Origin of the sequence: Klebsiella sp. BIGb0399, from assembly GCF_003752615.1 — a bacterium.
GTDB lineage: Bacteria > Pseudomonadota > Gammaproteobacteria > Enterobacterales > Enterobacteriaceae > Klebsiella > Klebsiella lignicola.
Window position 1 is genome coordinate 663,580 of record NZ_RKHT01000005.1, and the last position, 23,575, is coordinate 687,154.

23 protein-coding genes and 1 pseudogene are annotated in these 23,575 nt (G+C 58.0%); 15 read left to right on the top strand and 9 right to left on the bottom strand.

The features are described 5' to 3' along the window. Positions 1-22 precede the first annotated feature (22 nt). A complete protein-coding gene (pqqU, locus tag EDF82_RS03455; protein ID WP_199733656.1) occupies positions 23-2,125 on the bottom strand; it encodes a TonB-dependent receptor PqqU in 2,103 nt (700 codons plus the stop codon). A gap of 260 nt (positions 2,126-2,385) precedes the next feature. Between pqqU and EDF82_RS03460 the strand changes: the two genes are divergently transcribed. Beyond that, the gene (locus EDF82_RS03460; RefSeq protein WP_123754205.1) at positions 2,386-3,447 is read left to right on the top strand and encodes a YncE family protein; all 1,062 of its coding nucleotides are present in this window, start codon (positions 2,386-2,388) and stop codon (positions 3,445-3,447) included. 144 nt (positions 3,448-3,591) lie between these two features. Further along, positions 3,592-3,813, top strand: a complete 222-nt coding sequence (locus EDF82_RS03465; protein WP_123754206.1) for a YgdI/YgdR family lipoprotein — start codon at positions 3,592-3,594, stop codon at positions 3,811-3,813. A gap of 45 nt (positions 3,814-3,858) precedes the next feature. On the opposite strand, the gene ansP is transcribed toward EDF82_RS03465, so the two are convergent. Both ansP and EDF82_RS03475 read right to left on the bottom strand, forming a co-directional pair. Then, positions 3,859-5,322, bottom strand: coding sequence for an L-asparagine permease (gene ansP / locus EDF82_RS03470; protein WP_123754207.1), 1,464 nt, complete (start codon positions 5,320-5,322; stop codon positions 3,859-3,861). Between the two features lie 189 nt (positions 5,323-5,511). Further along, positions 5,512-6,399 (bottom strand): LysR family transcriptional regulator, encoded by an 888-nt coding sequence (locus EDF82_RS03475; protein ID WP_123754208.1) that lies wholly within the window; start codon positions 6,397-6,399, stop codon positions 5,512-5,514. 257 nt (positions 6,400-6,656) lie between these two features. Between EDF82_RS03475 and EDF82_RS03480 the strand changes: the two genes are divergently transcribed. The 8 genes and pseudogenes from EDF82_RS03480 (at position 6,657) to EDF82_RS03520 (ending at position 14,939) form a co-directional block, all read left to right on the top strand. Further along, positions 6,657-7,214, top strand: a complete 558-nt coding sequence (locus EDF82_RS03480) for a (d)CMP kinase (protein WP_123754209.1) — start codon at positions 6,657-6,659, stop codon at positions 7,212-7,214. 129 nt (positions 7,215-7,343) lie between these two features. Beyond that, on the top strand, positions 7,344-8,345 hold the full coding sequence (locus tag EDF82_RS03485) for an LLM class flavin-dependent oxidoreductase (RefSeq protein ID WP_123754210.1): 1,002 nt from the start codon (positions 7,344-7,346) through the stop codon (positions 8,343-8,345). Next, positions 8,342-9,463, top strand: coding sequence for an amidohydrolase (locus tag EDF82_RS03490; protein ID WP_123754211.1), 1,122 nt, complete (start codon positions 8,342-8,344; stop codon positions 9,461-9,463). Before EDF82_RS03485 ends, EDF82_RS03490 begins: the two co-directional genes overlap by 4 nt. A gap of 87 nt (positions 9,464-9,550) precedes the next feature. Beyond that, positions 9,551-11,814: pseudogene (locus EDF82_RS25365) on the top strand (NtaA/DmoA family FMN-dependent monooxygenase). Positions 11,815-11,825: 11 nt separating this feature from the next. Continuing rightward, positions 11,826-12,335, top strand: coding sequence for a GNAT family N-acetyltransferase (locus EDF82_RS03505; RefSeq protein WP_123754214.1), 510 nt, complete (start codon positions 11,826-11,828; stop codon positions 12,333-12,335). A 9-nt stretch (positions 12,336-12,344) separates the two neighbouring features. Then, positions 12,345-13,277 (top strand): amino acid ABC transporter permease, encoded by a 933-nt coding sequence (locus tag EDF82_RS03510; protein ID WP_123754215.1) that lies wholly within the window; start codon positions 12,345-12,347, stop codon positions 13,275-13,277. Beyond that, a complete protein-coding gene (locus EDF82_RS03515; RefSeq protein WP_123754216.1) occupies positions 13,261-14,037 on the top strand; it encodes an amino acid ABC transporter ATP-binding protein in 777 nt (258 codons plus the stop codon). The genes EDF82_RS03510 and EDF82_RS03515 overlap by 17 nt, the downstream gene beginning before the upstream one ends. A 44-nt stretch (positions 14,038-14,081) precedes the next feature. Continuing rightward, positions 14,082-14,939, top strand: a complete 858-nt coding sequence (locus EDF82_RS03520; protein ID WP_123755468.1) for a transporter substrate-binding domain-containing protein — start codon at positions 14,082-14,084, stop codon at positions 14,937-14,939. Between the two features lie 65 nt (positions 14,940-15,004). Here the strand turns inward: EDF82_RS03520 and EDF82_RS03525 are convergent, their stop codons facing one another. Both EDF82_RS03525 and EDF82_RS03530 read right to left on the bottom strand, forming a co-directional pair. Beyond that, the gene (locus EDF82_RS03525; RefSeq protein ID WP_123754217.1) at positions 15,005-16,315 is read right to left on the bottom strand and encodes an MFS transporter; all 1,311 of its coding nucleotides are present in this window, start codon (positions 16,313-16,315) and stop codon (positions 15,005-15,007) included. A 106-nt stretch (positions 16,316-16,421) separates the two neighbouring features. Then, positions 16,422-17,618, bottom strand: a complete 1,197-nt coding sequence (locus EDF82_RS03530) for an L-talarate/galactarate dehydratase (protein WP_123754218.1) — start codon at positions 17,616-17,618, stop codon at positions 16,422-16,424. Positions 17,619-17,923: 305 nt separating this feature from the next. Here EDF82_RS03530 and EDF82_RS03535 point away from each other — a divergent pair, with 305 nt between their 5' ends. The 5 genes from EDF82_RS03535 (at position 17,924) to nadS (ending at position 20,797) form a co-directional block, all read left to right on the top strand. Next, positions 17,924-18,928, top strand: coding sequence for a LacI family DNA-binding transcriptional regulator (locus tag EDF82_RS03535; protein ID WP_123754219.1), 1,005 nt, complete (start codon positions 17,924-17,926; stop codon positions 18,926-18,928). An 83-nt stretch (positions 18,929-19,011) separates the two neighbouring features. Beyond that, positions 19,012-19,629, top strand: a complete 618-nt coding sequence (locus tag EDF82_RS03540) for a glutathione S-transferase family protein (protein WP_123754220.1) — start codon at positions 19,012-19,014, stop codon at positions 19,627-19,629. Positions 19,630-19,696: 67 nt separating this feature from the next. Then, a complete protein-coding gene (pptA, locus tag EDF82_RS03545) occupies positions 19,697-19,924 on the top strand; it encodes a tautomerase PptA (protein WP_123754221.1) in 228 nt (75 codons plus the stop codon). Between the two features lie 195 nt (positions 19,925-20,119). Continuing rightward, positions 20,120-20,437 carry a type II toxin-antitoxin system RelE/ParE family toxin gene (locus EDF82_RS03550; RefSeq protein WP_123755469.1) on the top strand — a complete coding sequence of 106 codons (318 nt, stop codon included), beginning with the start codon at positions 20,120-20,122 and terminating at the stop codon, positions 20,435-20,437. Between the two features lie 63 nt (positions 20,438-20,500). Further along, complete coding sequence (nadS, locus tag EDF82_RS03555) at positions 20,501-20,797, top strand: NadS family protein (protein WP_123754222.1); 297 nt, start codon at positions 20,501-20,503, stop codon at positions 20,795-20,797. 308 nt (positions 20,798-21,105) lie between these two features. Here the strand turns inward: nadS and EDF82_RS03560 are convergent, their stop codons facing one another. The 4 genes from EDF82_RS03560 to EDF82_RS03575 all read right to left on the bottom strand — a co-directional run bounded on the left by EDF82_RS03560 (position 21,106) and on the right by EDF82_RS03575 (position 23,478). Next, positions 21,106-21,624 (bottom strand): ClbS/DfsB family four-helix bundle protein, encoded by a 519-nt coding sequence (locus EDF82_RS03560; protein ID WP_123754223.1) that lies wholly within the window; start codon positions 21,622-21,624, stop codon positions 21,106-21,108. 129 nt (positions 21,625-21,753) lie between these two features. Beyond that, positions 21,754-22,089, bottom strand: a complete 336-nt coding sequence (locus EDF82_RS03565; protein WP_123754224.1) for a DUF6616 family protein — start codon at positions 22,087-22,089, stop codon at positions 21,754-21,756. A gap of 25 nt (positions 22,090-22,114) precedes the next feature. Further along, positions 22,115-22,624 carry a MarR family winged helix-turn-helix transcriptional regulator gene (locus EDF82_RS03570; RefSeq protein WP_123754225.1) on the bottom strand — a complete coding sequence of 170 codons (510 nt, stop codon included), beginning with the start codon at positions 22,622-22,624 and terminating at the stop codon, positions 22,115-22,117. A gap of 272 nt (positions 22,625-22,896) precedes the next feature. Continuing rightward, positions 22,897-23,478, bottom strand: a complete 582-nt coding sequence (locus EDF82_RS03575; protein WP_123754226.1) for a flavin reductase family protein — start codon at positions 23,476-23,478, stop codon at positions 22,897-22,899. Between the last annotated feature and the right edge of the window lie 97 nt (positions 23,479-23,575).

A 23,575-nucleotide genomic window follows, 5' to 3' on the forward strand; every position in this document is an offset into this window, starting at 1 on the left:
GCTTACCGGGGAGATAAAAGCGTTACTCGAACCGCCAGGCGAGGTTCAGGCCGACGCCGTAGTTACGCCCTGGTGCTGGCTCGTAGTAGCGACCGTTGGACTCGTTAACGATAACCGAACCGACGTAACTGCGGTCAAACAGGTTGTCGATGCGGCCGAACAGATCCATATCCATCTTGCCGTAGCTCCATTTATACCCGGTGGTGAGACCGACTACCGTCCATGATGGCGCTTTGGCGGTGTTCTCATCGTTGGCCATAATATCGCTCATATAGCGGATATCGCTGCCGGCGTACCAGCCGCGGTCCGGCTGATAGCCGAATGAGGCGTACCCCATATTGCGCGCGATGCCCGGAATCCGATTGCCGTTGCAGTTGCTGTCGTCACAGACGTTGGTGCGGTAGGTCGCATCCAGCCACGTCCACGCGGCTTTCAGGCGCCAGTTCTCAGCAAACTGCTGATCCAGCCCCAGCTCCAGCCCCTGGCGGCGCGTCTTACCGGCGTTCTTATAGCTGGTACGCCCGCCGCTGCTGGCATCCACCACAATCTCGTTATCGGTATTGGTCTGGAACAGGGCCGCGGTAAACAGGCCGTTGCCGATCCGCGTCTTGCTGCCGATCTCGACCGTTTCATTGGTTGATGGCTGCAGGCCGAAGTTGAGGCCGCTCTGGTTATCCGAACGGTAGGAGAGCTCGTTAATGGTCGGCGTTTCAAAGCCGCGACCGGCGGAAAGATAGACGTTCCAGGCATCGGTCACCGCGTACTTCAACGAGCCTGCCGGCAGCCATTTGTGGTAGCTGGCCTCTCCGCTGTCATCGCCATTGCCAGTTGTAATGTACTGATCGTTGGAGTCGAACCACACCGAACTGTAGCGCACCCCGGCATCGAGGGAGAGCTTCTCCGTCAGCTGCCACTGAGTCTGCAGATAGGGATCGAGGTTCCACATCAGGTTACGTTCATTGCGACGCAGGCTGCCTTCTTCGCCGTACTGCGGTGCGCCGTTGACCATCACATAGTTTTCATACCCTTTGCGGCGCTCGCTCATGTTTTCATAGTCGAGCCCGGTGGTGAAGGTGACCGGCACCAGCAGTTCGCCGCGGTGGGTCCAGCGGGTATCAATGCCCTGATAATGGCGCGTCAGATCGATAACCCCGCCGGCATGGGTTGGGTTGAGCTGCGGCGCCCGGGGAATTGACTGATACTGTGTGGTCTCGCGCTCCCCGGCATACATCATGACGCTCAGGTCATCCTGCTCGCTGAGCGCTCTTTCGTAGCGCAGCCCCGCCTGGGTCTGTTTCGTCGATTTACGGGTGTTGTACTGGTCGCCACGAGGCGACTGGCGCGGATTACTCTGCCACTCGTCGTAGCTCAGCCCGCCGGCGTCATTGGCTTTGATATCCACGCTGTTAAACAGCAGGGTCAGCTTGCTGACATCATTGATGCGCACGCCGAGCTTAGCGTTGGCCAGGTTTTTACGGGCGCCGCTGTGGTCGCGATAGCCATGGGTGGTGAAGCGGTTGGTCGAGACGGTGTAATCGACGTCGCCGGCGTGGGTTCCGTCGCCGACGGACCCGGTCGCCTTCAGGCCGTAGTGCCAGGTTCCGAAACTGCCGTAATAACTGCTGGCTTCGATGGTCGGCGGCTGGCTGCCGGTCTGGGTCGACACATTGATCACCCCGCCGGAGGAGTTGCCGTACAGGGCAGAGAAGGGCCCGCGCAGTACCTCAAGCCTCTCCACGCTGCCAATATCAATATTCGAGGTTTGCCCCTGGCCGTCGGGCATCGTGGCCGGAATGCCGTCAACGTAGATCCGCAGTCCGCGCACGCCGTAGGTTGAGCGGGAACCAAAACCGCGAATCGATAATTGCAGATCCTGGGCGTAGTTCTGTCGGTTCTGCACCTGCAGCCCCGGCACCGCACCCAGCGACTCGGAAAGGTTCACCCGTGGGGCGGCCTGGCGCATCTCATCCCCGTTAACCACGCTGACGGCGGCGGGGGTATCAAGTTCGGACACCGTGGTCGGTGCGGCGGTGACGACCATGGTTTGCTCGTTGCTCTCGGCCAGGGCAAAGAGAGGTAACAGGAGGGCAGGAAGCGCAACCGTGCGCACGGAAAGGATTTTCATGACAGCTACTCGTAAAACGAACCAAACGGAACATATGCGCACATGTTAATCCTTTTGTAATTTTTTGAAAATTATTAACGGCATTTTAGTTAAATAATGGCACCGAATGGCTATTTTCGCGTCGTGGATGCAGAAATAGCGCTCCACTTTACCTCAAATAATGATTACTATTCGCATTTGAAAATAACGCAAAGCCATGACTTTGCATCACGGAAGCCATGTTGAGCAGGCACATAGTTGTTTTATCAAAGGGAGTCGTCATGTCATTACGTCATCTGTCCGCGCCGCGTCTGCGCCGTTCACTGCTGTTAACCTCTTTACTGCTGGCGGGGAGCTTTAGCGCTCATGCGGCAGACGAAATGCTGCGCAAGGCTGTGGGTAAGGGCGCATACGAAATGGCTTACAGCCAGCAGGAAAATGCACTGTGGGTCGCTACGTCACAAAGCCGCGCGCTGGATAAAGGCGGGATTGTTTACCGTCTGGATCCCACCACCCTCGAAGTTACCCAGATCATCCATAACGATCTGAAGCCGTTCGGCGCGACCATCAACACCACCACGCAAACGCTGTGGTTTGGTAACACCACCGACAGCACCGTCACCGCAATTGATGCGAAGACCGGTGCCGTGAAAGGCCGTCTGGTGCTCGACGACCGCAAACGCAGCGAAACCGTGCGCCCGCTGGCGCCCCGTGAGCTGGCGGTCAATGAAAAAACCAACACCGTCTACATTACTGGTCTGGGTAAAGAGAGCGTGATCTGGGTTGTGGACGGCGACAAGCTGACCCTGAAAGATACCATCACCAATACCGGCGCCATGGCTACCGGCCTGGCGGTAGATGCTGACGCCAAGCGTATTTACACCACCAATGCTGATGGCGAACTGCTGACCATCGACAGCGACAGCAACAAAATCATCAGCCGCAAAAAGCTGCAGGATGACGGCAAAGAGCACTTCTATCTGAACCTGAGCCTGGATACCGCCGGTCACCGCGCCTTTATCACCGACGGCAAACAGCCGGAAGTTCTGGTAGTCGATATCCGCGATGGCAAAGTGCTGCAGAAAATTGCCGCGCCGGAATCGCTGGCGGTGCTGTTCAACCCGACGCGTAACGAAGCCTATGTGACCCATCGTAAAGCCGGTGAAGTGAGCGTGATTGACGGCAAAACCTACAAGGTCGTTAAAACCTTCAAAACCCCGACTCACCCGAACAGCCTGGCGCTCTCCGCCGACGGTAAAACGCTGTACGTCAGCGTGAAGCAGGAATCCAGCCGTCAGAAAGAAGCCACCCAGCCGGATGACGTTATCCGTATAGCGCTGTAAATCGTTATTGAGGAGGGGGCAACCCCTCCCACCCGCCTGAATCACCCTCTGTTACAATCACCGATTGGCCTGATGAATGTAATGACATTACAATCAATACTTTCCCCGCCGTTGCGGGGCGATGGTTATCATTCCGGAGGAAGTATGAATAAGCCATTTATGGTGCTGTGCGCTGGCGCGATGCTGGCACTGCTCGCAGGTTGTAGTTCAAACTACGTCATGACAACGAAAAGTGGGCAGACCATTGTGACTCAGGGCAAGCCGCGTCTGGATAAAGACACCGGTATGACCAGCTATGTCGATGAATCTGGCAACCATCGCCAGATTAACAGCAGCGAGGTGTCGCAGCTGGTGGAAGATAATTAAGTGACAGCAGGTGGTTTGCCCGTTTCCGGGCAAACCACACCAGGTTTATTTCTGTAACGTCTGCACGCCAGGCGCTTCGCTATGAATAGCATGAACGCGTTTGCGCACGCCAAACCAGCCAGCCACCAGCACTACCGCAATCAGCGGAATCGAACCGATGGTATAGGTACCGTTCGGGTAATCGAAAGCCATCAACACCAGCACGCTGAGCAGGAACAGCAGGGTCAGCCAGGAAGTAAACGGCGCACCCGGCATTTTAAAGCTCACATCCGCCGCTTTACCTTGCTTAATCGCCTGACGCAGTTTCATCTGACACACCACGATAAAGGCCCATGAGGCGATAATCCCCAGCGATGCCACGTTCAGCACGATCTCAAACACCTGCGACGGCACCAGATAGTTCAGAAACACCCCGAAGACATACACCACCAGCGTCGCCAGAATCCCGGCGTACGGCACGTGATGACGGCTCATCTTCGACATGAACTTTGGCGCAGAACCGCCCATCGACATCGAACGCAGAATACGCCCGGTGCAGTACAGGCCGGAGTTCAGGCTGGACAGCGCGGCGGTCAGCACCACGATGTTCATCACGCTACCGATGTACGGCACGCCCAGCTTCGTGAAGAAGGTAACGAACGGACTTTGCCCGGCCTGATAGGCATTCCACGGCAGCAGCAGCACCAACAGCACGACTGAACCGACGTAGAACAGGCCGATACGCCAGATCACGCTGTTGATTGCGCGCGGCACTACGGTCTGCGGATCTTTACACTCACCAGCGGCGGTACCCACTAATTCGATAGAGGCAAAGGCGAATACCACGCCCTGAACCAGCACCAGCGCCGGCATCAGTCCGTGCGGGAACAGGCCACCGTTATCGGTGATCAGATGGAAACCGGTGGCGTTGCCGTCCAGCGGCTTACCGCTGCCGAGGAACACCGTCCCCACCACCAGGAAGGCGACAATCGCCAGCACTTTGACCAGCGCAAACCAGAACTCCATTTCGGCGAACCACTTCACGCCGATCATGTTCATGGTGCCGACGATCGCCAGCGCGCCGAGGGCGAAGACCCACTGCGGGACATCGCCGAAGGCACCCCAATAGTGCATATACAGCGCTACGGCGGTGATATCGACAATCCCGGTCATCGCCCAGTTAACGAAGTACATCCATCCCGCCACGTAGGCCGCTTTTTCACCTAAGAATTCGCGGGCATAGGAGACGAAACTGCCGCTGGAGGGGCGATGCAATACCAGTTCGCCGAGGGCGCGTAAGATAAAGAATGAGAACAGGCCGCAGACCAGATAAACCAGCGCCAGGGCTGGCCCGGCCATCTGTAAACGCGCACCAGCGCCGAGAAACAGACCGGTACCGATAGCCCCGCCGATGGCGATCATCTGTACCTGACGGTTGCCCATCGCTTTGTGATAACCCGCTTCCTGAGAGTTTAGCCAGTGACGCTTGGCGGCGTGATGTTCCGCCGTTGTGTTTTGCTTAGTATTCATTGTGGTACCCATTTTCCTGTCAATGTCCATGAGTGGTTCTGCGCACTGCGTAGACGCAGTACGTTATGCTGGCTTTCCCATCATTCTGACGTAGGAGATAAGCAGAGCATGGCGCAGCATCCTACACGTAACGAGATAGTCACGCACGTAAAACATCACTGCACCGCACTTGCTTAAATATCAATGAGTTCAACGACGAAGGTGTGCTAACAGCAGGCTAAAGGCGGTGGTATGTTGCCGACGCCCGGGGTAATAGAGGTGATATCCGGAGAAAGACGGGGTCCAGTTTTCCAGCACCCGCACCAGCCGTCCCTTGGCCAGCGCCTCTTCGACGCTGTCCTCAGGAACGTAGGCCAGACCCAGCCCCGACTCAGCGGCGTCGATACGCTGCGGGAGGCTGTTTAAGATGATTTGCCCCTCGACGCGCACGCGTACTTCGCGGCCATCCTGCTCAAACTCCCAGGCATAAAGCCCGCCGAGGGTCGGCAGACGCATATTGATGCAGCGATGCTGTTCGAGATCGTGAGGGGTCTGCGGGGTACCATAGCGCTGCAAATAGCCCGGGGAGCCGATCACCGCCATGCGCATATCGGGGGCGATACGCACGGCAATCATATCTTTGGCCACCTGTTCGCCGAGGCGAACCCCGGCGTCAAAGCGGCCATCAACGATATCGGTCAGGCCGTTATCCACGGTAATTTCGATATTGATATCCGGGTACTGCAGCATGAAGGTTTTCAGCGCCGGCCACAGCAGGACGCTGGTGGCATGCTCGCCGGCGGTCAGGCGAATGTTACCCGCAGGCTGGTCACGGGTATCGCGCAGGGCGGCCAGCTCCTGCTCAATCTCTATCAGATGCGGGCTCAGACGCTGGAACAGCCTTTCTCCCGCTTCCGTCGGGGCGACGCTGCGGGTCGTGCGGGAAAGCAAACGCACGTCGAGGCGGGATTCGAGATTGCGCATCGCGTGGCTGAGGGCCGACTGAGATATCCCAAGCTGGGCAGCCGCGCGGGTAAAACTGCGCTCGCGGGCCACCACCATAAACGACAGCAGGTCGTTAACGTTATCTTTTAACATCGGTTTTCCAGATTAATGAATTCTGCTCATGGTTTCTCTCTTATTTTGTAGTCTAATCAGCGCCGTGGTTTTTCGCTACTTGCAACACACCGCGCATGGTGAGAGGAACGATGATGAAGATGACTCGCAGCGGCTCGCTACATCCTGAAAAGAGCCGATGAAGACCGGCCAGCACCACATTTTTGCCGGTGAGCTAATAGCGCGCATCTCCCTTCCAGGCTAGAATATTCGGCCGCAAAAATGGCCGGGAGACAGCCATGAAAATCAACATAGTGGGTACCAGCGGCTCGGGCAAATCGACCCTGGCGCGCCGGCTGGCGCAGACGCTATCGGTTCCCTGTATTGAGATGGACACCCTGTACTGGCAGCCGCACTGGCAGGGCACGCCGGATGACGCTTTCTTTGACAAACTGGCGGCGGCCATCGACCGCCCCGACTGGGTGCTGGACGGCAACTACAACCGCAGCCGCCCGCTGAAGTGGCGTGACGTCGACATGGTCATCTGGGTTGACTACGGCTTCTGGCGGACCCTCAGGCAGGCCGTTTTCCGCGCCGTTTCCCGCGCGCGTTCACAGCAGGAACTGTGGCCGGGTACCGGCAACCGCGAAAGCTTCCGCCGCTCCTTTTTTAGCCGCGAATCCATTCTCTGGTGGACCATCACCACCTGGAAAAAGAACCGCCTGCGTTATCAAATGGATATGGCCGACCCGACCTGGCAGCACATCCGCTTTATTCGTCTGCGCGACCAGCAGCAGACCGAGGCCTTCGTGCGTCAGCTACAGCAGCAGTTTGCCGCGCACCCGGCGCCAGACTGATCCGCCGACAGCGGCAGGCGCAAAGCCTGTATATCTATTTTCCGGCAGAGCACATGTAAATAAATTGTTTCTCAACGACCGCGGCTGATTCTAATAATGCAGGCATGTTAGTTAATACGAGCCTGCGAAATGTCTTATCGAATCAGTATTCTGGATAAAAGTCCGCTGGCGGCGGGGGAAACCGCTGCACAGGCGCTGACGCGTACATTAACGTTGGCGCAACAGGCAGAAACCTGGGGCTATCACCGCTTCTGGGTTGCCGAACATCACAACACCGATCAACTTGCCAGCCCGTCACCGGAAGTGGTGATCGCCTGGATCCTCGGCCAGACCCGGCAGATTCGCGTCGGATCCGGCGGCGTCATGTTGCAACACTACAGCCCCTATAAAGTGGCGGAAAACTTTAATCTGCTGGCCGCGCTTGCCCCGGGTCGCGTAGACCTGGGTGTGGGTAAAGCGCCGGGCGGTCTGCCGCTATCAACCCGGGCGTTGCAGCAAGGGGTTCACGCCGAAGAGAAAGGGACCTTTGCCGACAGCCTCGCCCAACTGGATAACTGGCTGTCGCTGACGGAGGACACCGGCGAAGAGAGCCTGCGTGCGACGCCGGTTCCTCCACGCCGTGCCGACGGCTTTCTGCTGGGTGCCAGCCTCGAAAGCGCGGAACTGGCCGCCCGGTTGGACTGGCATTTCGTGTTTGCCGCCCACCTGAACGGCGACAAAACCCTGCTGCGCGATGTGCTGACCCGCTGGCGAGCCCTGAGCCGTCGCCAGACCATCGTGGCGGTGCAGGCGATCGTTGCCGCAGACCGGGCCACGGCGCTGGCGCTGGCAAAACAGGTCGAGGTGTGGGGCGTGGAGCTGGAAAACGGCCAACGGGTGACCGTCGGGAGCGAGGCCCAGGCGCTGGCCTTTGCCCGCCAGGCCGGAAGCCCGCCGACGCACATTGCCCGTCGGGAATCATCGCTGCTGGCCGGCACCGCCGACGAGGTGAAAGCCCGGCTCGATGCGCTGCACACCGCCTGGCAGATCGACGAATTTATTATCGATACCCCAGTGAGTGAAGGGCAGGCGCGGCTGGATTCGCTCCGCCTGCTGGCTCAGGCCCACCATCGCACGGAGGTGCTGTCATGAGTTTTGAACAACAACTGATTGGCTGGCGCCGCGAACTGCATCAGTTCCCGGAACTCTCGCTGCAGGAGGTGGCAACCACCGCCCGCATTCGCGACTGGCTGGAAAGCGGCGGCCTGCGGGTGCTGCCCTACGAACTGAAAACCGGGCTGGTGGTAGAGGTGGGCCGCGGTGACAACATCATTGCTCTGCGGGCCGATATCGACGCTCTGCCCATTGAGGAGAACAGCGGGTTGCCTTACCGCTCGCAGCACGAAGGGGTGATGCACGCCTGCGGCCACGACATTCACACCAGCGTGATGCTCGGCGCCGCGCTTTTGCTGAAAGAGGCGGAAGCGCAGCTGCCAGGTCGGGTACGGATCCTGTTTCAGCCCGCAGAGGAGAACTTCGGCGGCGCGAAAACGCTGATTCGTGCCGGAGCGCTGGAAGGCGTGCGGGCGATTTTCGGCATGCACAATGAACCCGGTCTGCCGCTGGGCGAGTTTGCCACCCGCGGCGGCGCCTTCTACGCCAACGTCGACCGATTTGTGTTTAAGGTGACCGGCAAAGGCGCGCACGCCGCGCGTCCCCATGAAGGCAAAGACGCGATTTTGCTGGCCAGCCAGCTGGTCACCGTGCTGCAAAGCGTCGCCAGCCGCGAGGTGAATACCCTCGATTCGGTGGTGCTCAGCGTGACGCGGATTCAGGGCGGAAATACCTGGAACGTGCTGCCGGAAAGCGTTGAGCTGGAGGGCACCTTACGGACCCACAGCAGCGAGGTACAGCAGCGCGTGAAGGCGCGGGTCAGCGAGATCGCCGCCGGGTTTGCCAGCGCCTTTGGCGCCCAGATTGATGTGTTCTGGTATGCCGGCCCGACGGCGCTGGTCAATGATGACCGCTGGGCGGCGTTTGCCAGCGAGGTCGCTGCAGAATCCGGCTACCGCATCCATGAAGCCGATTTGCATATGGGGGGCGAAGATTTCGCCGTCTATTTGCAGCATATTCCCGGCGCCTTTGTCAGCATCGGCAGCGCCAGTGAATATGGCCTTCATCACCCGGCCTATAACCCGGATGATCGCTTAATTGCCCCGGCGGCCCGTTATTTCGCGGCGCTGGCACAACGGGCGCTACAGCAGAGTTAAACGCTGTTTATCGCGCCCTGTCAGGGCTATTTAGCCAGGGCTCATGCAATTTGAAATATGACCGGTAAATTCATAAAAGGGGTTGTTATGTCTGAAAATCGGCAATTGCGCCTGGGCACCATATTACACGGCGCATCAGGAAATATGTCCGCGTGGCGTCATCCGGCCGCTCAGGCCGATGCCAGTATTAATTTTGACTTCGTCAAACAAACGGCATTAAAAGCGGAAGAGGGAAAGCTGGACTTTATATTTGTCGCCGACGGTTTATATATTAATGAAAAATCTATCCCGCATTTTTTAAACCGTTTCGAACCCCTGACGGTATTATCGACGCTGGCGGCGGTGACCCGCCATCTCGGGCTGGTTGGTACCTTATCGACCTCCTACAGCGAGCCTTTCACCACCGCGCGGCAGTTTGCCAGCCTCGACCATTTGAGCCAGGGACGCGCCGGCTGGAACGTGGTGACCTCGCCGCTGGAAGGCTCGGCAAAGAACTTTTCCCGAGCGCAGCATCCTGATCATGCGCTGCGCTATCGCATCGCCGATGAATATTTACGAGTGGTGAAAGGGCTCTGGGACTCCTGGGAGCAGGACGCGTTTATCCGCAATAAAGCCACCGGCCAGTTCTTTGATAACACCAAACTGCACACCCTTGACCATCACGGTGATTTTTTCCAGGTCGCCGGTCCGTTAAATATTGCCCGCACGCCGCAGGGCCGTCCGATTATCTTTCAGGCCGGCGCTTCGGATGACGGCAAAAAACTGGCGGCAAGCCACGCCGACGCTATCTTCACCCATCAGGCCACCCTGGCGGAAGCTCAGGTATTTTATCGCGATGTGAAACGCCAGCTGGCGGAGCACGGGCGCCAGGCGGATCAGCTGCACATTTTCCAGGGCGTCAGCGTGATTGTCGGCGACGATGCCGACGACGTGGAACAGCAATACCAGACCACCGCCGCGCTGGTGTCGATCGACGATGCTCTGAACTACCTCGGGCGTTATTTCGAACACCACGACTTTAGCCAGTATCCGCTGGATGAAGCGTTCCCGGATATTGGCGAACTGGGCAAAAACAGCTTCCGCAGCACCACCGATGAGATCAAACGTAACGCCCGTGAACGGCATTTGACCCTGCGCCAGGTGGCGCTGGAGGCCGCCAGCCCGCGCCCGCTGTTTTCTGGTACGCCAGAAGAGGTCGCCGACGGTCTGCAGCAGTGGTTTGAACAGCATGCGGCGGACGGTTTTATCATCCAGGGCGGCACCCCGGACACCTTCCCGCGCTTTGTTGACCGGGTGGTGCCGGTACTGCAGGCACGTGGGCTGTTCCGTAATGAATATCCCGGCACGACCCTGCGCGAGAGTCTGGGGCTGGCGCAGCCCGTCAACCAATTCCAACAATAAAAACAGAGAACACCGCTATGCAGAAAAAGTCACTTTTACTGGCGCTTGCGCTGGCCTTTAGCGCCCCGTCATGGGCACAGGACGTCAACATTAACGGCACCGGCGTGAGCCTGGCCGCCAATAAAGCGCCGATCCACACGGCGAAAAACCCGCAGGCCATTGCGCAGCTGCCGGCGAATTATCACTTCGCGGTGCCGGGCAAACTGACCGTGGCGGTGGCGGCGCTGAACTCGCCGCCGCTGACGGTGTTTTCCGACGATAACAAAACCCTGCTCGGCAGCGAGGTGGATATCGCCCGCCTGGTGGCCGACAGCCTGGGGCTGGAGCTGAACGTCGTCCCAACCTCCTGGGAAGACTGGCCGCTGGGGGTGGCCTCCGGCAAATATGATGCCGCGATCAGCAATATTACCGTCACCAAAGAGCGCAAAGAGAAATTCGATTTTGCCACCTACCGTAAGGACTCGTTAGGCTTTTACGTCAAAAGCACCAGCCCGCTGCAGCACATCGACAAAGCGGAAGATATTGCCGGGCTGCGCATTATCGTCGGCTCCGGGACTAACCAGGAGGCCATCCTGCTGGCGTGGAACGCTGAAAACCTGAAGAAAGGGCTGAAGCCCTTTACCCCGGTCTACACCAAAGACGATGCCGCCCAGACGCTGGCGATCCAGTCCGGCCGCGCTGACGCCTTCTTTGGCCCCAACGTGATTGGCGCATGGAAAGCGGCGCTGACCGGCAAAACCAGGCCGGTGGGCAGCGTGGATGGCGGCTGGCCGAAAGCGGCGCATATCGCGGTCACCCTGAAAAAGGGCGGCGGCCTGGTGGAACCGGTACAGACGGCATTGAACGGCGTCATTAGCAACGGCGACTACGCCAAAGTGCTGAACCGCTGGGGCGAAGGGGTCGAGAGCATCCCGCAATCAGAAATTAACCCGGCCGGTCTGGGCGACTAACAGGAGGCAACATGAGCGACGCATTCCGCGATATCTCCCCCGAAGCACCGGAACTTCAGCCGATTATTAACGGCCTGTTCGCTGAATATGCCGCGCGCTATGGCGACTACTTTTCCCGTGACGCGGAGGTTGAGCTGACCGAATGGTATCTGGCGCCGCAGGGGCTGTTCATCGTCCTTGAACGCGACGGCGAGATCATCGCCACCGGGGCCTATAAGCCAAAAGATGCCCACACCGCGGAGATCAAGCGTATCTGGACCCACCACCGTCTGCGCCAGCAGGGGCTGGCGGTAAAAGTCGTGCAGGAGCTGGAGCGGCGGGCCGTGCTGGCGGGTTACAGCCACATTTATCTGACAACCGGCTTTCGCCAGCCGGAAGCGGTGAAGCTCTATCTGAGCCAGGGATACGACGCCCAGTTTGACCTGACGCGCAACCCGGAAGAGTACAGCCAGCCGCCGTTTGACGGACGGCTGCGCTTCAGCAAAGCGCTGGCGGTCAGCGCCCTGAGCCAAAGCGCCTGAGGAGGCCACATGACGCATTCGGAAACGATAAAAGTGGTTCCGGCGCGCTACCCACTGCGCGCCGTCGGGGCGCTGCTGGCGCTGCTGGTGCTGGCGGGCGTGGTGCAGTCGGTGGCCTTTAACCCGCGCTGGGAGTGGGCGGTGTTTGCCCGCTGGTTCTTCGACCCGGTGATCCTTGAAGGGCTGGGGCAGACCCTGCTGTTGACGCTGATCGGCACTGTCCTCAGCGTGCTGTTCGGCGGCGTGCTGGCGCTGGCCCGGCTCTCTTCCTCCTGGTTGTTGAGCAGCCTTGCCTGGGGCTATATCTGGCTGTTCCGTTCGCTGCCGCTGATAGTGGTGCTGATCATTCTCTACAACTTTTCCTATCTGTACGACACGCTGTCGATTGGCATCCCGTTTACCGCCTTTAGCTGGGGGAGCTACCAGACCATCAACGTACTGGGGCAATTTTCGACGGCGGTGGTCGGGCTGACCCTGGTGCAGAGCGCCTACACCGCCGAGATTATTCGCGGCGGTTTCCTTGGGGTTGATCACGGGCAGTATGAGGCCGCGGCGGCGCTGGGGCTGCCGGCATGGCGCCGCACGCTGCGGATTATTCTGCCGCAGGCGCTGCGGACGATTTTGCCCGCCGGCTTTAACGAAATTATCAGCCTCGCCAAAGGCACGGCGATGGTCTACGTGCTGGCGATGCCGGAGCTGTTTTACACCATTCAGATGATCTACAACCGTACCCAGGAGGTGATCCCGCTGCTGATGGTCGGCGCCGTCTGGTACCTGGTGATCACCAGCGTGCTGTCAGTGATTCAGTATCTGGTGGAACGCGCTCTGGCCCGCAGCGAACGCCGCTCGGCGGTGAACTCGCCGCGTCGTCGGCAGCTTCAGGAAACCGCCCCGCAGCCGCAGCAGAAACCGCAGGAGGCCATCCATGCCCAACTCTCTTAACGGCCATATTTCGATTACCGGGGTCAGCAAGTACTTCGGTCGCCACAAGGCGCTGGACGATGTGTCGCTGGAGATCCCTCCCGGCACCGTCACGGTGATCCTCGGCCCTTCCGGGTCTGGCAAGTCAACGCTGCTGCGCACCATTAACCATCTGGAGCGGGTAGATGAAGGATTTATCCAGATTGACGGGGACTATATTGGCTACCGCCGCGAGGGCGACAAGCTGTATGAACTGAAAGAGAAAGCGATTCTGCGACAGCGCGTCAACGTCGGCTATGTCTTCCAGAACTTCAATCTGTTCCCGCACCTGACGGTGCTGGAAAACCTGATTGAAGCGCCGATTGCTCACAAGCAGGCGACCCGCAAAGAGGCGATAGCCCGCGCCTATGACCTGCTTGATGTGGTGGGCCTGCGCCACAAGGCCGATGCCTGGTCGCGGCATCTCTCCGGCGGGCAGCAGCAGCGCATCGCCATTGCCCGGGCGCTGGCCCTCAAGCCGAGAGTGATTCTGTTTGATGAACCGACCTCGGCGCTCGATCCTGAGCTGGTGGGCGAAGTGCTCGACGTGATTAAAAAGCTGGCGCGCTCCGGCACCACGCTGGTGGTGGTAACCCACGAAATCGGCTTCGCCCGCGAAGTGGCCGACAAAGTGGTGTTTATGGTGGAGGGCAAAATCATCGAACAGGGCAGCAGCGATGAGGTGCTCAACCATCCGCAACATCCGCGAACGCGGCAATTTTTATCGAAGGTGCTGGCATGAAAACAAGGACAAGTGTGTTGGCGCTCGCCGCCATTTCAACGGTGATGGCAGCCGACGTGCAGGCGGACATCGACCTGAAGGCCAACGAAACGCCGCTGCCGGTGACGGCGGATCCCACGGCGATCGCCAGGGTCCCGGCCAACTACCGTTTTGTGGAACCCGGCACGTTGACGGTGGCCATTTCGGCGCTGAACTCGCCGCCGCTGGCGCTGCTGGCAAGCGACAACCGCACGCGCATCGGCAGCGATCCGGATATCGCCCGTCTGCTGGCGGGAAGTTTAGGGCTCAAGCTTAAGCTGGTGCCCACGGCGTGGGAAGACTGGCCGCTGGGGATCACCTCCGGGCGCTATGATGTGGCGCTGGTCAATATCGCCGTCACCGAGCAGCGTAAAACGAAGTTCGATTTCGCCACCTATCGCGTCGATTCGCTGGCGTTTTCCGTGAAGTCGACCAGCAATATTGCGCAAATCAGCGGTCCGGCGGACCTCTCGGGTCGCAAGGTGATCGTCGGTTCCGGTACCAATCAGGAGCGTATTTTGTTGGGCTGGAACGAGGAAAACAAAACGGCAGGGCGCCCGCCGGCGCTGCCGGTCTATCTGACCGATGACGCTTCTGGCAATCTGTACATCCAGTCCGGGCGCGCCGACGTCTTCTTTGGCCCGCAGTCGACGGCGGCTTACAAAGCGGCGCTGAGCGGCACCACCAAAGTGGTGGGGTTGGGGCCGAAGAAAGCCTGGGTGGCGACCACCACCAAAAAGGGCAACGGCCTGGTGTATGCGCTGCAGGCGGCGCTGGACGGCGCTATCGCGCGCGGGGAGTATCAGCAGGTGCTGGCGCGTTGGGGAGAGCAGGGCGAGGCGGTGGCGCAATCAGCGGTGAACCCGCCGGGTATTACCTACTAAAAAACCGCTGTTTCGCAGGAGTGTGTTGCGAAACAGCGGGGGCGATATTCGCCAGGGATTTAACTTCAGGCAAGGCGCGGGGTGAGGGTTATCCGGTCCAGCGGGCCGACCACAAACAGGTATGAGAACAGGCCCAGTACGCCCATGGAGCCGACATACAAAATGGCGTAATCAAACGAGTGGGTGTTGGCGAGGATCACCCCAATCACCAGCGGGGTGATGATGCTCGCCAGGTTACCGCACATGTTAAACACGCCGCCGGCAATGCCGAGCATCTCTTTCGGCGAGGTATCGCTGAGAATGCACCAGCCAAGGTTGCCAAACCCTTTGGCGAAGAAGGCCAGACTCATGGCGGCGATGACGACCACTTCCGAACTGGTATAGTTAGCCACGACAATCACGCAGGAGAGCAGCATGCCGCAGATCACCGGCAGTTTACGGGCGGTGGTCAGGCTGTAGCCCTGTTTCAGCAGCCAGTCGGAAAAGACGCCTCCCAACAGTCCGCCGATGAATCCGGCGATCGCCGGGATACTGGCGACGAAGCCCACCTTCAGAATCGACATCCCCTTGGCCTGATACAGATAGGTGGGAAACCAGGTCAGGAAGAACCAGGTAATCGACGTCACGCAGAACTGGCCGATATAAACGCCGATCATCATCCGGTTGACGCAGACGCTTTTAATCTGCGCGAGGGTGAGTTTCTGCTGTATTTTACGACTACCCAGCTCCGGCTCGCCGCCGCCATCGCGGATATAATCGATTTCCTGTTGATTGATGCCTGGGTGCTGTAGCGGATCTCTGACTTTAATCAGCCAGAATATCCCCAGTACCACCCCGATGGCGCCAATATAATAAAAGACGTAATGCCAGCTTAAATTATGCAAAATAATGGTCATCAACGGGGTAATAATACCCAGAGAGATATATTGTGCCGCCTGGTAAACCGAGGTGACGAACCCTCGCTCTTTATTCGGGAACCACTGGACGCTCAGGCGGCTATTGGCGGGAAACGCCGGCGCTTCTATAGCCCCCATCATCAGGCGTAAAATAATCAACACGATCAGTGGGCTGGCGTACAGGTAGATGGTGCCCTGAAACATGGTGACGACGGACCAGCCAATTAATGCAAAGCCGTAGACTAGGCGGGAGCCATATTTATCCAGCAGCCAGCCGCCGGGGATCTGCATCACCACATACGAAATCCCGAATACCGAAAAAGCCAGCCCCATGGCTTCGGGATCGAAACCTAACTCTTTACTCATCATCGGGGCAACGACGGACAAGGTTGCCCGGTCGGCATAATTAAATACGGTGGCGAGAAACAGAAATATCAAAATACCATAACGCACTTTGCTGGGTTTTATTGGCGTTGTCATGTTATTCAACTCCTTTACAGGGTTGCATTGTAGGTACAGCGGATTTCAGCCGTGAATCGGCCGGTAGCCCGGATACGGCGCTTGCGCCGCAATCCGGGGAAATTGATTAAGGGCGCTGACCAAACTCGCAGCTGTGCTGGGTCCAGCGGCGGGCCTGTTCGCTGAGGGTGAAGCCCAGGCCGTGGCGTTCAGATACCCACATCCGCCCGTCGCGCAGCTCCAGCTGTTCGTTAAACAGCGGGTTAAGCCATTCGAAATGTTCCAGCCACGGCTCCAGCGGGTAGGCGGCGGCGAGATGCAGGTGGACCTCCATGGCAAAATGCGGTGCCAGCTTGCGGCCATGCTTCGCGGCGAGATCCATAATTTTGAGGAACGGCGAGATGCCGCCCACCCGCGGAGCGTCGGGCTGAACCACGTCGCTGGCGTTGCCGAGGATCAGCTGTTCATGTTCACGGAAGCTGGTCAGCATTTCACCGGTGGCGATAGGGGTGTCCAGCGCCGCGGCAAGCTGGGCGTGGCCTTCGACATCGTAGGCGTCCAGCGGCTCCTCAATCCACACCAGATTGAACCCTTCCATTTTGCGCCCCATGCGGATGGCGGTTTCACGATCCCACTGCTGATTGGCGTCGACCATCAGCGGGAAATCATCCCCCAGCACTTCCCGCACCGCCGTCAGACGACGAATGTCTTCGGCGGTGTTGGGCTGGCCGACTTTGAGTTTGATCCCGCCGATGCCGTTTTCCCGCGAGATAGCCACGTTCTTCAGCACCTGATCCAGCGGGGTATGCAGGAATCCGCCCGAGGTGTTGTAGCACTGCACGGAATCGCGGTGGGCGCCGAGGAGTTTGGCTAACGGCAGCCCGGCGCGTTTGGCTTTCATATCCCACAGCGCGATATCGATAGGGGAGATAGCCTGCACCGCCATGCCGCTGCGGCCCACGGAAGCCCCGGCCCACAGCAGCTTGGTGTAGATCTTATCGATATCATTCGGATCTTCGCCGAGCAGGTTATCGGCAATCTCTTTGGCGTGGGCGTAGATCCCCTGGCCTCCGGCCCGTTTCGAGTAGCTAAAGCCGACGCCTTCATAACCATCACGGGAGCGGATTTCGGCAACGATAATCGCCACTTCGGTCAGCGGTTTTTGCCGACCGGTGAGCACTTTGGCATCGCTGACCGGCGTCGCCAGCGGTAAAAAGGCCAGTGACAGTTTGACGTGAGCAATGCAGTCGCCGGTTTCAGCCGCGGTTTTGGCCCCGAGGGTTTTGGCGTAGCTCACGGACTCGGAATTTGCGCTAAAGGTCATGGTAGGTTCCTTTCAGATTATAAAATGTTTGCGCTAACATTTCTAATCCTGAACGCTGACTTGCGCCATCGCATTGACTTTAATTTGTACAAACGATCACAACTGACGATAATTTAGGGTGAAATTATGCAAGTGACATCACGATCCAAGCAGGTTTGTGAAAAGTCACAATAATCAATGATAGCGATAACATTTAATGGGCGGCAACGCTGATAGTATCGGGCTGAGAGCGGCAGAGGCTGGCAATTGCGAGGGGCATCATCAATAATGCCCACAGGAAAACGACTCAACACAGGGGCTTCGTCGTGAAAAGCAGAAAACCGTCGCGGGCGCCGACGCTGGATGATGTCGCTCGTAGCGCCGGGTTGTCATCGATGACGGTCAGCCGGGCGCTAAATACCCCGCAGCTGGTGCGCCCGAAAACGGTGGAGAAAGTGATGCAGGCGGTGCAGGCTACCGGCTATATCCCCAATGCGCTGGCGGGTGGACTGGCGTCGCGGCGAAGCAAACTGATCGCGGTGGTGGTGCCGCAGATCAACAACAATATGTTTGTCGATACCATCCAGGCGCTCAGCGATACCCTGGCGGCGCGCGGCTATCATATGCTGCTGTGCGTGGCTGGCTACAGTCGCCAGACCGAAGCCGAACTGGTGGCGACCTTACTCTCACGCCGCCCGGATGGTGTGGTGTTGACCGGTATTCAGCACGCTGCGGCGCTGAAAAAAACCATTCTTAATGCCGCCATTCCGGTGGTGGAAATCTGGGATCTGACCCCCACGCCGCTGGATATGCTGGTGGGCTTTTCGCATGAGAAGGTCGGCGAAACCATCGGCGAGTTTCTACTGCACAAAGGCTACTGTCGCCCGGGACTGCTATGGGCCGCAGACGCGCGCGCGGCGCTGCGTAAGCAGGGGCTGCGCGCCGCGCTCAGCAAAAACGGCATATCCGCCGCACCGCAGATTGAAGTGCCGCTGCCGGCGTCACTGGCGTTGGGACGTCAGGGCCTGGCGCAGCTGCTGGATTCCGCCTCGTTTGATGTCATCGTCTGCAGTTCGGACACGCTGGCGCAGGGGGCGATCATGGAAGCCGAAAGCCGTGGCCTGCGCGTGCCGCAAGACCTGGCGGTGATTGGCTTTGGCGATCTGGATTTTGCCGCCAGCAATCGCCCGGCAATCACCACCGTCAGCGTCGACCGCCACGCCATTGGCGAACAGGCGGCGACGCTGCTTGCTGACCGCATCGAAGGACGCGAGGAAGGCGAGGTGATTATTGATATCGGTTTTCAGCTGGTGGCGCGCGAGTCGGCGTAGACGGATCAGCGCAGCGCCACCGGGGAATGACGCCAGAACCGCCGGTTTCTGCCTACACTTAGCGTTTAACGTGGAGGCCGAATATGATCACCGTTTATGGCGCACCCGGCTGGGGCTCGGCGATTAGCGAGCTGATGCTGACGCTGGCCGGGATGCCTTACCACTTTGTTAACGTCGGGGGCTTTGACCAACCTGGCCCGCAGCGCGATCGCCTCAAACAGCTAAACCCGCTGTGTCAGGTGCCGACCCTGACGCTGGATGACGGTCGCGTGATGACTGAGTCCGCAGCGATCGCCCTGATGATCCTCGACCAGCGTCCGGATCTGGCGCCCGACCCGGGTACGCCCCAGCGTCATCAGTTTCAGCGCCTGCTGATCTGGCTGGTGGCCAACGTCTATCCCACGTTTACCTATGCGGACTATCCACAGCGCTGGGCCGCCGATGCGCCCGATCAGCTGCGGGAAAACTGCATTCAGTATCGACAATCACTCTATCTGTGGCTGGAGCAGCAGCTGGCCGCCGCGCCGTACGCGCTGGGGGCGGAGATAACCCTGCTGGATTGCTATATCGCGGCGATGTATTCATGGGGGCCGCGGCAGGCGTGGTTTGACGGGCATACGCCGAAGTTGGCTGCGGTGGCGGGAAAGGTCTATCAACGGCCTGAGCTTCAGCCGGTGCTGCGTGACAACGGGTTGATTTAAGGCACAAATAGCGAACCGATACCTCGGGGCTATGCTAATTTATCGCACTGACACTAAGGAGCCTGCTATGCCACATGTTGATATTAAATGTTTTCCCCGTGAACTGACCGACGAACAAAAAACCGCGCTGGCGAACGACATCACCGACGTGCTGATTCGCCACCTCAGCAGCAAGGACAGCGCGGTGAGCGTTGCCCTGAACCAGGTTGAACCCGGTGACTGGCAGCAGGTCTGGGACAGCGAAATCGCCCCGCAGATGGAGCAGCTGATTAAAAAGCCCGGCTACAGCATGTAATCATCGAGTGACCCCGGATGGCGGCGCGATGCGCCTAATCCGGGCTACGGAATGGTGCTGTTTGTAGCCCGGTCAGCGCAGCGCCACCGGGGAAGTCCGGCCAATGACACATGTACCAGGTACATGAAAATGGTTGATTAATGTACCGGGTACATGTATGTTAACCAGCAAGTCGTGATGACATCAGGGAATAAGATGTTTACTTTTATTGAGCTGCAAGGTTTCAGTAAGCGACGTCAGGAGCTGTTACCGGATGATGAGTTTCGTGCCTTTCAGGAGATGCTGATTAACGATGCTGAAGTCGGTGACACTATTTCAGGTACCGGAGGATTTCGTAAAATCCGCTGGGGTCGACCGGGAACAGGAAAGCGTGGCGGCGTAAGGGTGATTTACTACAATGTAACGACAAAAGGGCGCATTTATCTGGCATTGATCTATTCGAAAAACGAAAGGGATGAATTAAGCCAGGAACAAAAAAGGATGTTAAGACAGGTTGCTGGTTTATTAAACTAATATATAAACAGTAAGTCAGGCTGAGCAAACATTTGTAGCGACAGAGAGCCAACTGAGGTGTTTATGAAAGATGAATTGTTTGCCGATCTGCTGGCCAGTGCAGAAGAGATGGTCAGGATTGAAAAAGGCGAGCAAACGCCAAAGGTAGAGCATATTCATACCTTTAGCGAGATTGACGTGAGAGCGATACGGGAAGCAACTGGTTTGAAACAGCAGGATTTCGCGGTTGCCGTTGGCGTCAGCTATGAGCTGGTAAAAAGCTGGGAAACCAAACGACGTCAGCCAACCGGCCCCTCAAGGAAGTTGCTTTTACTGCTTCAAGGCAATCCAGTTATTATTGATAAATTAAAAAGCATTTAAAATAAGATGCTCAAAGGCAGGATTGTTTTATTTTGGCTGTTTTTACAAAAATTGAGATAAAAAGGATAGTTAAAAACCTGCATTTATAACTGCTATCTGTCTTCATTATTATTCCACTGGATAGCCAGTCGTCCTGTCTTAAGCCCAGCGAAGACCGACGCCGGGTGCAGCGTTAAGATACCCCGGATGGCGGCGCAGGGCGCCTTATCCGGGCTACAGTATTGTGCGGTGTGTAGCCCGGTCAGCGCAGCGCCACCGGGAAATACCCCAATATATCCCTCGCAAAAGTTGCCGCGTCGCTGGGGAGATTATTTCAAGGGAATATTCTGCTCTTTTGCCCATCTACGCAATCGGACACAAGCGTTGGCGTAGGGTGACGAGGTGTTTAGTGAAATCATCCGCCCAAGCGTCCATTTGCCGTACCACGGGCGACCGTACAGTGCCTCGTTGTCACTGGTCGCGATTTGGACCATTATCTTCTGCTTAACCTCATGTAGGTCAGCCAGTAAAGAAGTGAAGTCCCGCGAAGGATAATCGCCATAAAACTTCTGTGCCAACTGCCCAAGCTGATTCCATTTAAAACCGGTTTCAGGAAGGTCTACAGGCGTTTGTGCTTTGTCGAGAGTAATCCATTTAAGCACCAGTTCGTTCCATCCCAACAAATAACAGACCAGATCGCGTACGCTCATGACTGTGCCTTGCGCATGACCAGGTAAGTTTTTTTCAGCTGCTTTTTCCTTGGGGATATGCGCAAGGTAATTTGCTAATGTGGTGAAGTTTTTGTCAATAGCTTGCAGAAGCTGAATCTGGGTTTGCGGTATGCTCATCGTGAGTTCCTTTCTGAGATGATATGGATGATTCCCGGATGGCGGCGCGATGCGCCTAATCCGGGCTACAGTATTGTGCGGTGTGTAGCCCGGTCAGCGCAGCGCCACCGGGGAGTTGGCCGCAGGATATTATCCCGCCAGCGCCTGCAGGTGCTGCTGCATATTACCGGTTACCGCGGCGGCATTGATGTGATCAAAATAGCCATACCAGCCGCTGGCAGCGATACCGGCCAGCAGGGCATCGCGGGCCTGGGCGTCAGGAAAACGCCAGATCCCCAAAAAGCGGTGCGGAGCCGCGTTGTCGATGGCCGTATCGGTTTCCGCCAGCGTCAGCAGTTCAACCACCCATTGTGCAAGACCGCTCATCCCGGACTGAATGCCCTGAATAAACGCGCTACGTTGCGCCTCTGACAGCGCGTGCCAGGCGGCGTTGGGAGTGTAGAGTTCAACCAAATAATGAGACATGTTTGCTGCTCCTTTACGTTGTGTTTTAACACGAATCAGATGCGGCTTTTCCCGCCAGCGTTCCGGCGGCGACTTTCGCCAGCAGGCCAGCCAGTTGGCTGCGCTCCGGCGCCGAGAGATGGCTGAACAAACCGGCAATCCAGCGGCTGTGTTGGGCAAAAACCTTGCCGATCAGCTGCTTGCCTTCGGGGGTTAATGCAATACGCATCGCCCGGCCATCAAGAGGGTCGGCATGACGTTCAATCAACTGGTCGCGCTCAAGACCGTTCAGCAGACCGGTGATTGTCGCCCGGGTGACGCCGGCTCTTTCTGCCAGCACGTTGGGGGCGAGGCCCTCAGGCACGGCATCAAGCAAAAACAGCAGCACGAAGCGCCCCTCGGATAGCCCCCAGGGTGCCAGCAGCGTCGCGCAATCGCGGTCGATGGCGGCAGCTAACGACAGGGTCTGAAAACAGAGGCGGATATTGTCCACATCGGCAAGCTGATGACGTTCGGCTTCCTGCAGTAGCGATAGGTATTTTTGTTCGAGCTCCATAGTGGCCTCCGTCAGATAGTATGGTGCCTAACTATATGCCTGAAGCAATGAACGATCAACCTGCTAAAAAAGAGAGTGTCGCGGGGAGAAGGCAGGCTCAGAGCCTGGCCCATTAGGCTATTTTATTTGCCATTTTGGCCCTGGGCAGTGCTCACCATCCTCACGTACTGCGTGTTCGCTCCGGTGGTTCTGCGCTGTCCGTGGCCAAACTGGCTGCATCAATCTACGCCTACTGGGATAGGCTCTTAACCACCTGCCTCGGTAAAGAAAGGTTACTCTTCCGGCATATTGGCCTGCACGTGGCGGCCGCTGGCGACAAAATTTCCGGTGCCGAGATGATGCAGCGTATTGAGCTTATCGTCGTCGAACTGCCAGCGACCGGTAGCAAATGCGCGCTCATCGGCGGCAGCGGAAACTACCTCGCCAAACAGGGTATCGTACTGCTCCTGGGCTGAGCCTGACGGGAGCAGGCGGCACTCCATCCACGCCAGACACTTCTCTTCGATTAACGGCAGTCCCAGAACCGGGCCGTTGACCACCGGAATACCGTAGGCGTTGAATTTATCCTCGTCCCGCCCGCTGATGCTGCCCACGGCATAGGTCCAGCTGGCCGCAGCCACCCCGGGAACCACGATGCCGAAGGTGCCGTTGCGCTCGATAATTTCCCGCGTCCAGGCGCTTTTATCCACCACGATCGCCAGCCGGGGCGGCGCGAATTCGACGGGCATAGACCATGCGGCGGCCATCACATTGCGGCGTTGCGTCTGGGCGTCATAACTGGTGATCAGAATGGTCGGGCCATGATTGAGCAGGCGACTGGCGTACTGGAGTTCCACGTGGCGAAAACGGCTCATAAGCGTTCCTTGGTAAATGGGTCTGATGCCAGACAACACGTTAATCCGCAATGAAAACGTAATCAATACGTCATACAGGCTCCCTATAGTCGGCACC

Excerpts from the sequence above, each read along its gene's own strand:
- pqqU (WP_199733656.1), bottom strand. The coding sequence starts at position 2,125 with ATGAAAATCCTTTCCGTGCGCACGGTTGCGCTTCCTGCCCTCCTGTTA.
- EDF82_RS03460 (WP_123754205.1), top strand. The coding sequence starts at position 2,386 with ATGTCATTACGTCATCTGTCCGCGCCGCGTCTGCGCCGTTCACTGCTG.
- EDF82_RS03465 (WP_123754206.1), top strand. The coding sequence starts at position 3,592 with ATGAATAAGCCATTTATGGTGCTGTGCGCTGGCGCGATGCTGGCACTG.
- ansP (WP_123754207.1), bottom strand. The coding sequence starts at position 5,322 with ATGAATACTAAGCAAAACACAACGGCGGAACATCACGCCGCCAAGCGT.
- EDF82_RS03475 (WP_123754208.1), bottom strand. The coding sequence starts at position 6,399 with ATGTTAAAAGATAACGTTAACGACCTGCTGTCGTTTATGGTGGTGGCC.
- EDF82_RS03480 (WP_123754209.1), top strand. The coding sequence starts at position 6,657 with ATGAAAATCAACATAGTGGGTACCAGCGGCTCGGGCAAATCGACCCTG.
- EDF82_RS03485 (WP_123754210.1), top strand. The coding sequence starts at position 7,344 with ATGTCTTATCGAATCAGTATTCTGGATAAAAGTCCGCTGGCGGCGGGG.
- EDF82_RS03490 (WP_123754211.1), top strand. The coding sequence starts at position 8,342 with ATGAGTTTTGAACAACAACTGATTGGCTGGCGCCGCGAACTGCATCAG.
- EDF82_RS03505 (WP_123754214.1), top strand. The coding sequence starts at position 11,826 with ATGAGCGACGCATTCCGCGATATCTCCCCCGAAGCACCGGAACTTCAG.
- EDF82_RS03510 (WP_123754215.1), top strand. The coding sequence starts at position 12,345 with ATGACGCATTCGGAAACGATAAAAGTGGTTCCGGCGCGCTACCCACTG.
- EDF82_RS03515 (WP_123754216.1), top strand. The coding sequence starts at position 13,261 with ATGCCCAACTCTCTTAACGGCCATATTTCGATTACCGGGGTCAGCAAG.
- EDF82_RS03520 (WP_123755468.1), top strand. The coding sequence starts at position 14,082 with ATGGCAGCCGACGTGCAGGCGGACATCGACCTGAAGGCCAACGAAACG.
- EDF82_RS03525 (WP_123754217.1), bottom strand. The coding sequence starts at position 16,315 with ATGACAACGCCAATAAAACCCAGCAAAGTGCGTTATGGTATTTTGATA.
- EDF82_RS03530 (WP_123754218.1), bottom strand. The coding sequence starts at position 17,618 with ATGACCTTTAGCGCAAATTCCGAGTCCGTGAGCTACGCCAAAACCCTC.
- EDF82_RS03540 (WP_123754220.1), top strand. The coding sequence starts at position 19,012 with ATGATCACCGTTTATGGCGCACCCGGCTGGGGCTCGGCGATTAGCGAG.
- pptA (WP_123754221.1), top strand. The coding sequence starts at position 19,697 with ATGCCACATGTTGATATTAAATGTTTTCCCCGTGAACTGACCGACGAA.
- EDF82_RS03550 (WP_123755469.1), top strand. The coding sequence starts at position 20,120 with ATGTTTACTTTTATTGAGCTGCAAGGTTTCAGTAAGCGACGTCAGGAG.
- nadS (WP_123754222.1), top strand. The coding sequence starts at position 20,501 with ATGAAAGATGAATTGTTTGCCGATCTGCTGGCCAGTGCAGAAGAGATG.
- EDF82_RS03560 (WP_123754223.1), bottom strand. The coding sequence starts at position 21,624 with ATGAGCATACCGCAAACCCAGATTCAGCTTCTGCAAGCTATTGACAAA.
- EDF82_RS03565 (WP_123754224.1), bottom strand. The coding sequence starts at position 22,089 with ATGTCTCATTATTTGGTTGAACTCTACACTCCCAACGCCGCCTGGCAC.
- EDF82_RS03570 (WP_123754225.1), bottom strand. The coding sequence starts at position 22,624 with ATGGAGCTCGAACAAAAATACCTATCGCTACTGCAGGAAGCCGAACGT.
- EDF82_RS03575 (WP_123754226.1), bottom strand. The coding sequence starts at position 23,478 with ATGAGCCGTTTTCGCCACGTGGAACTCCAGTACGCCAGTCGCCTGCTC.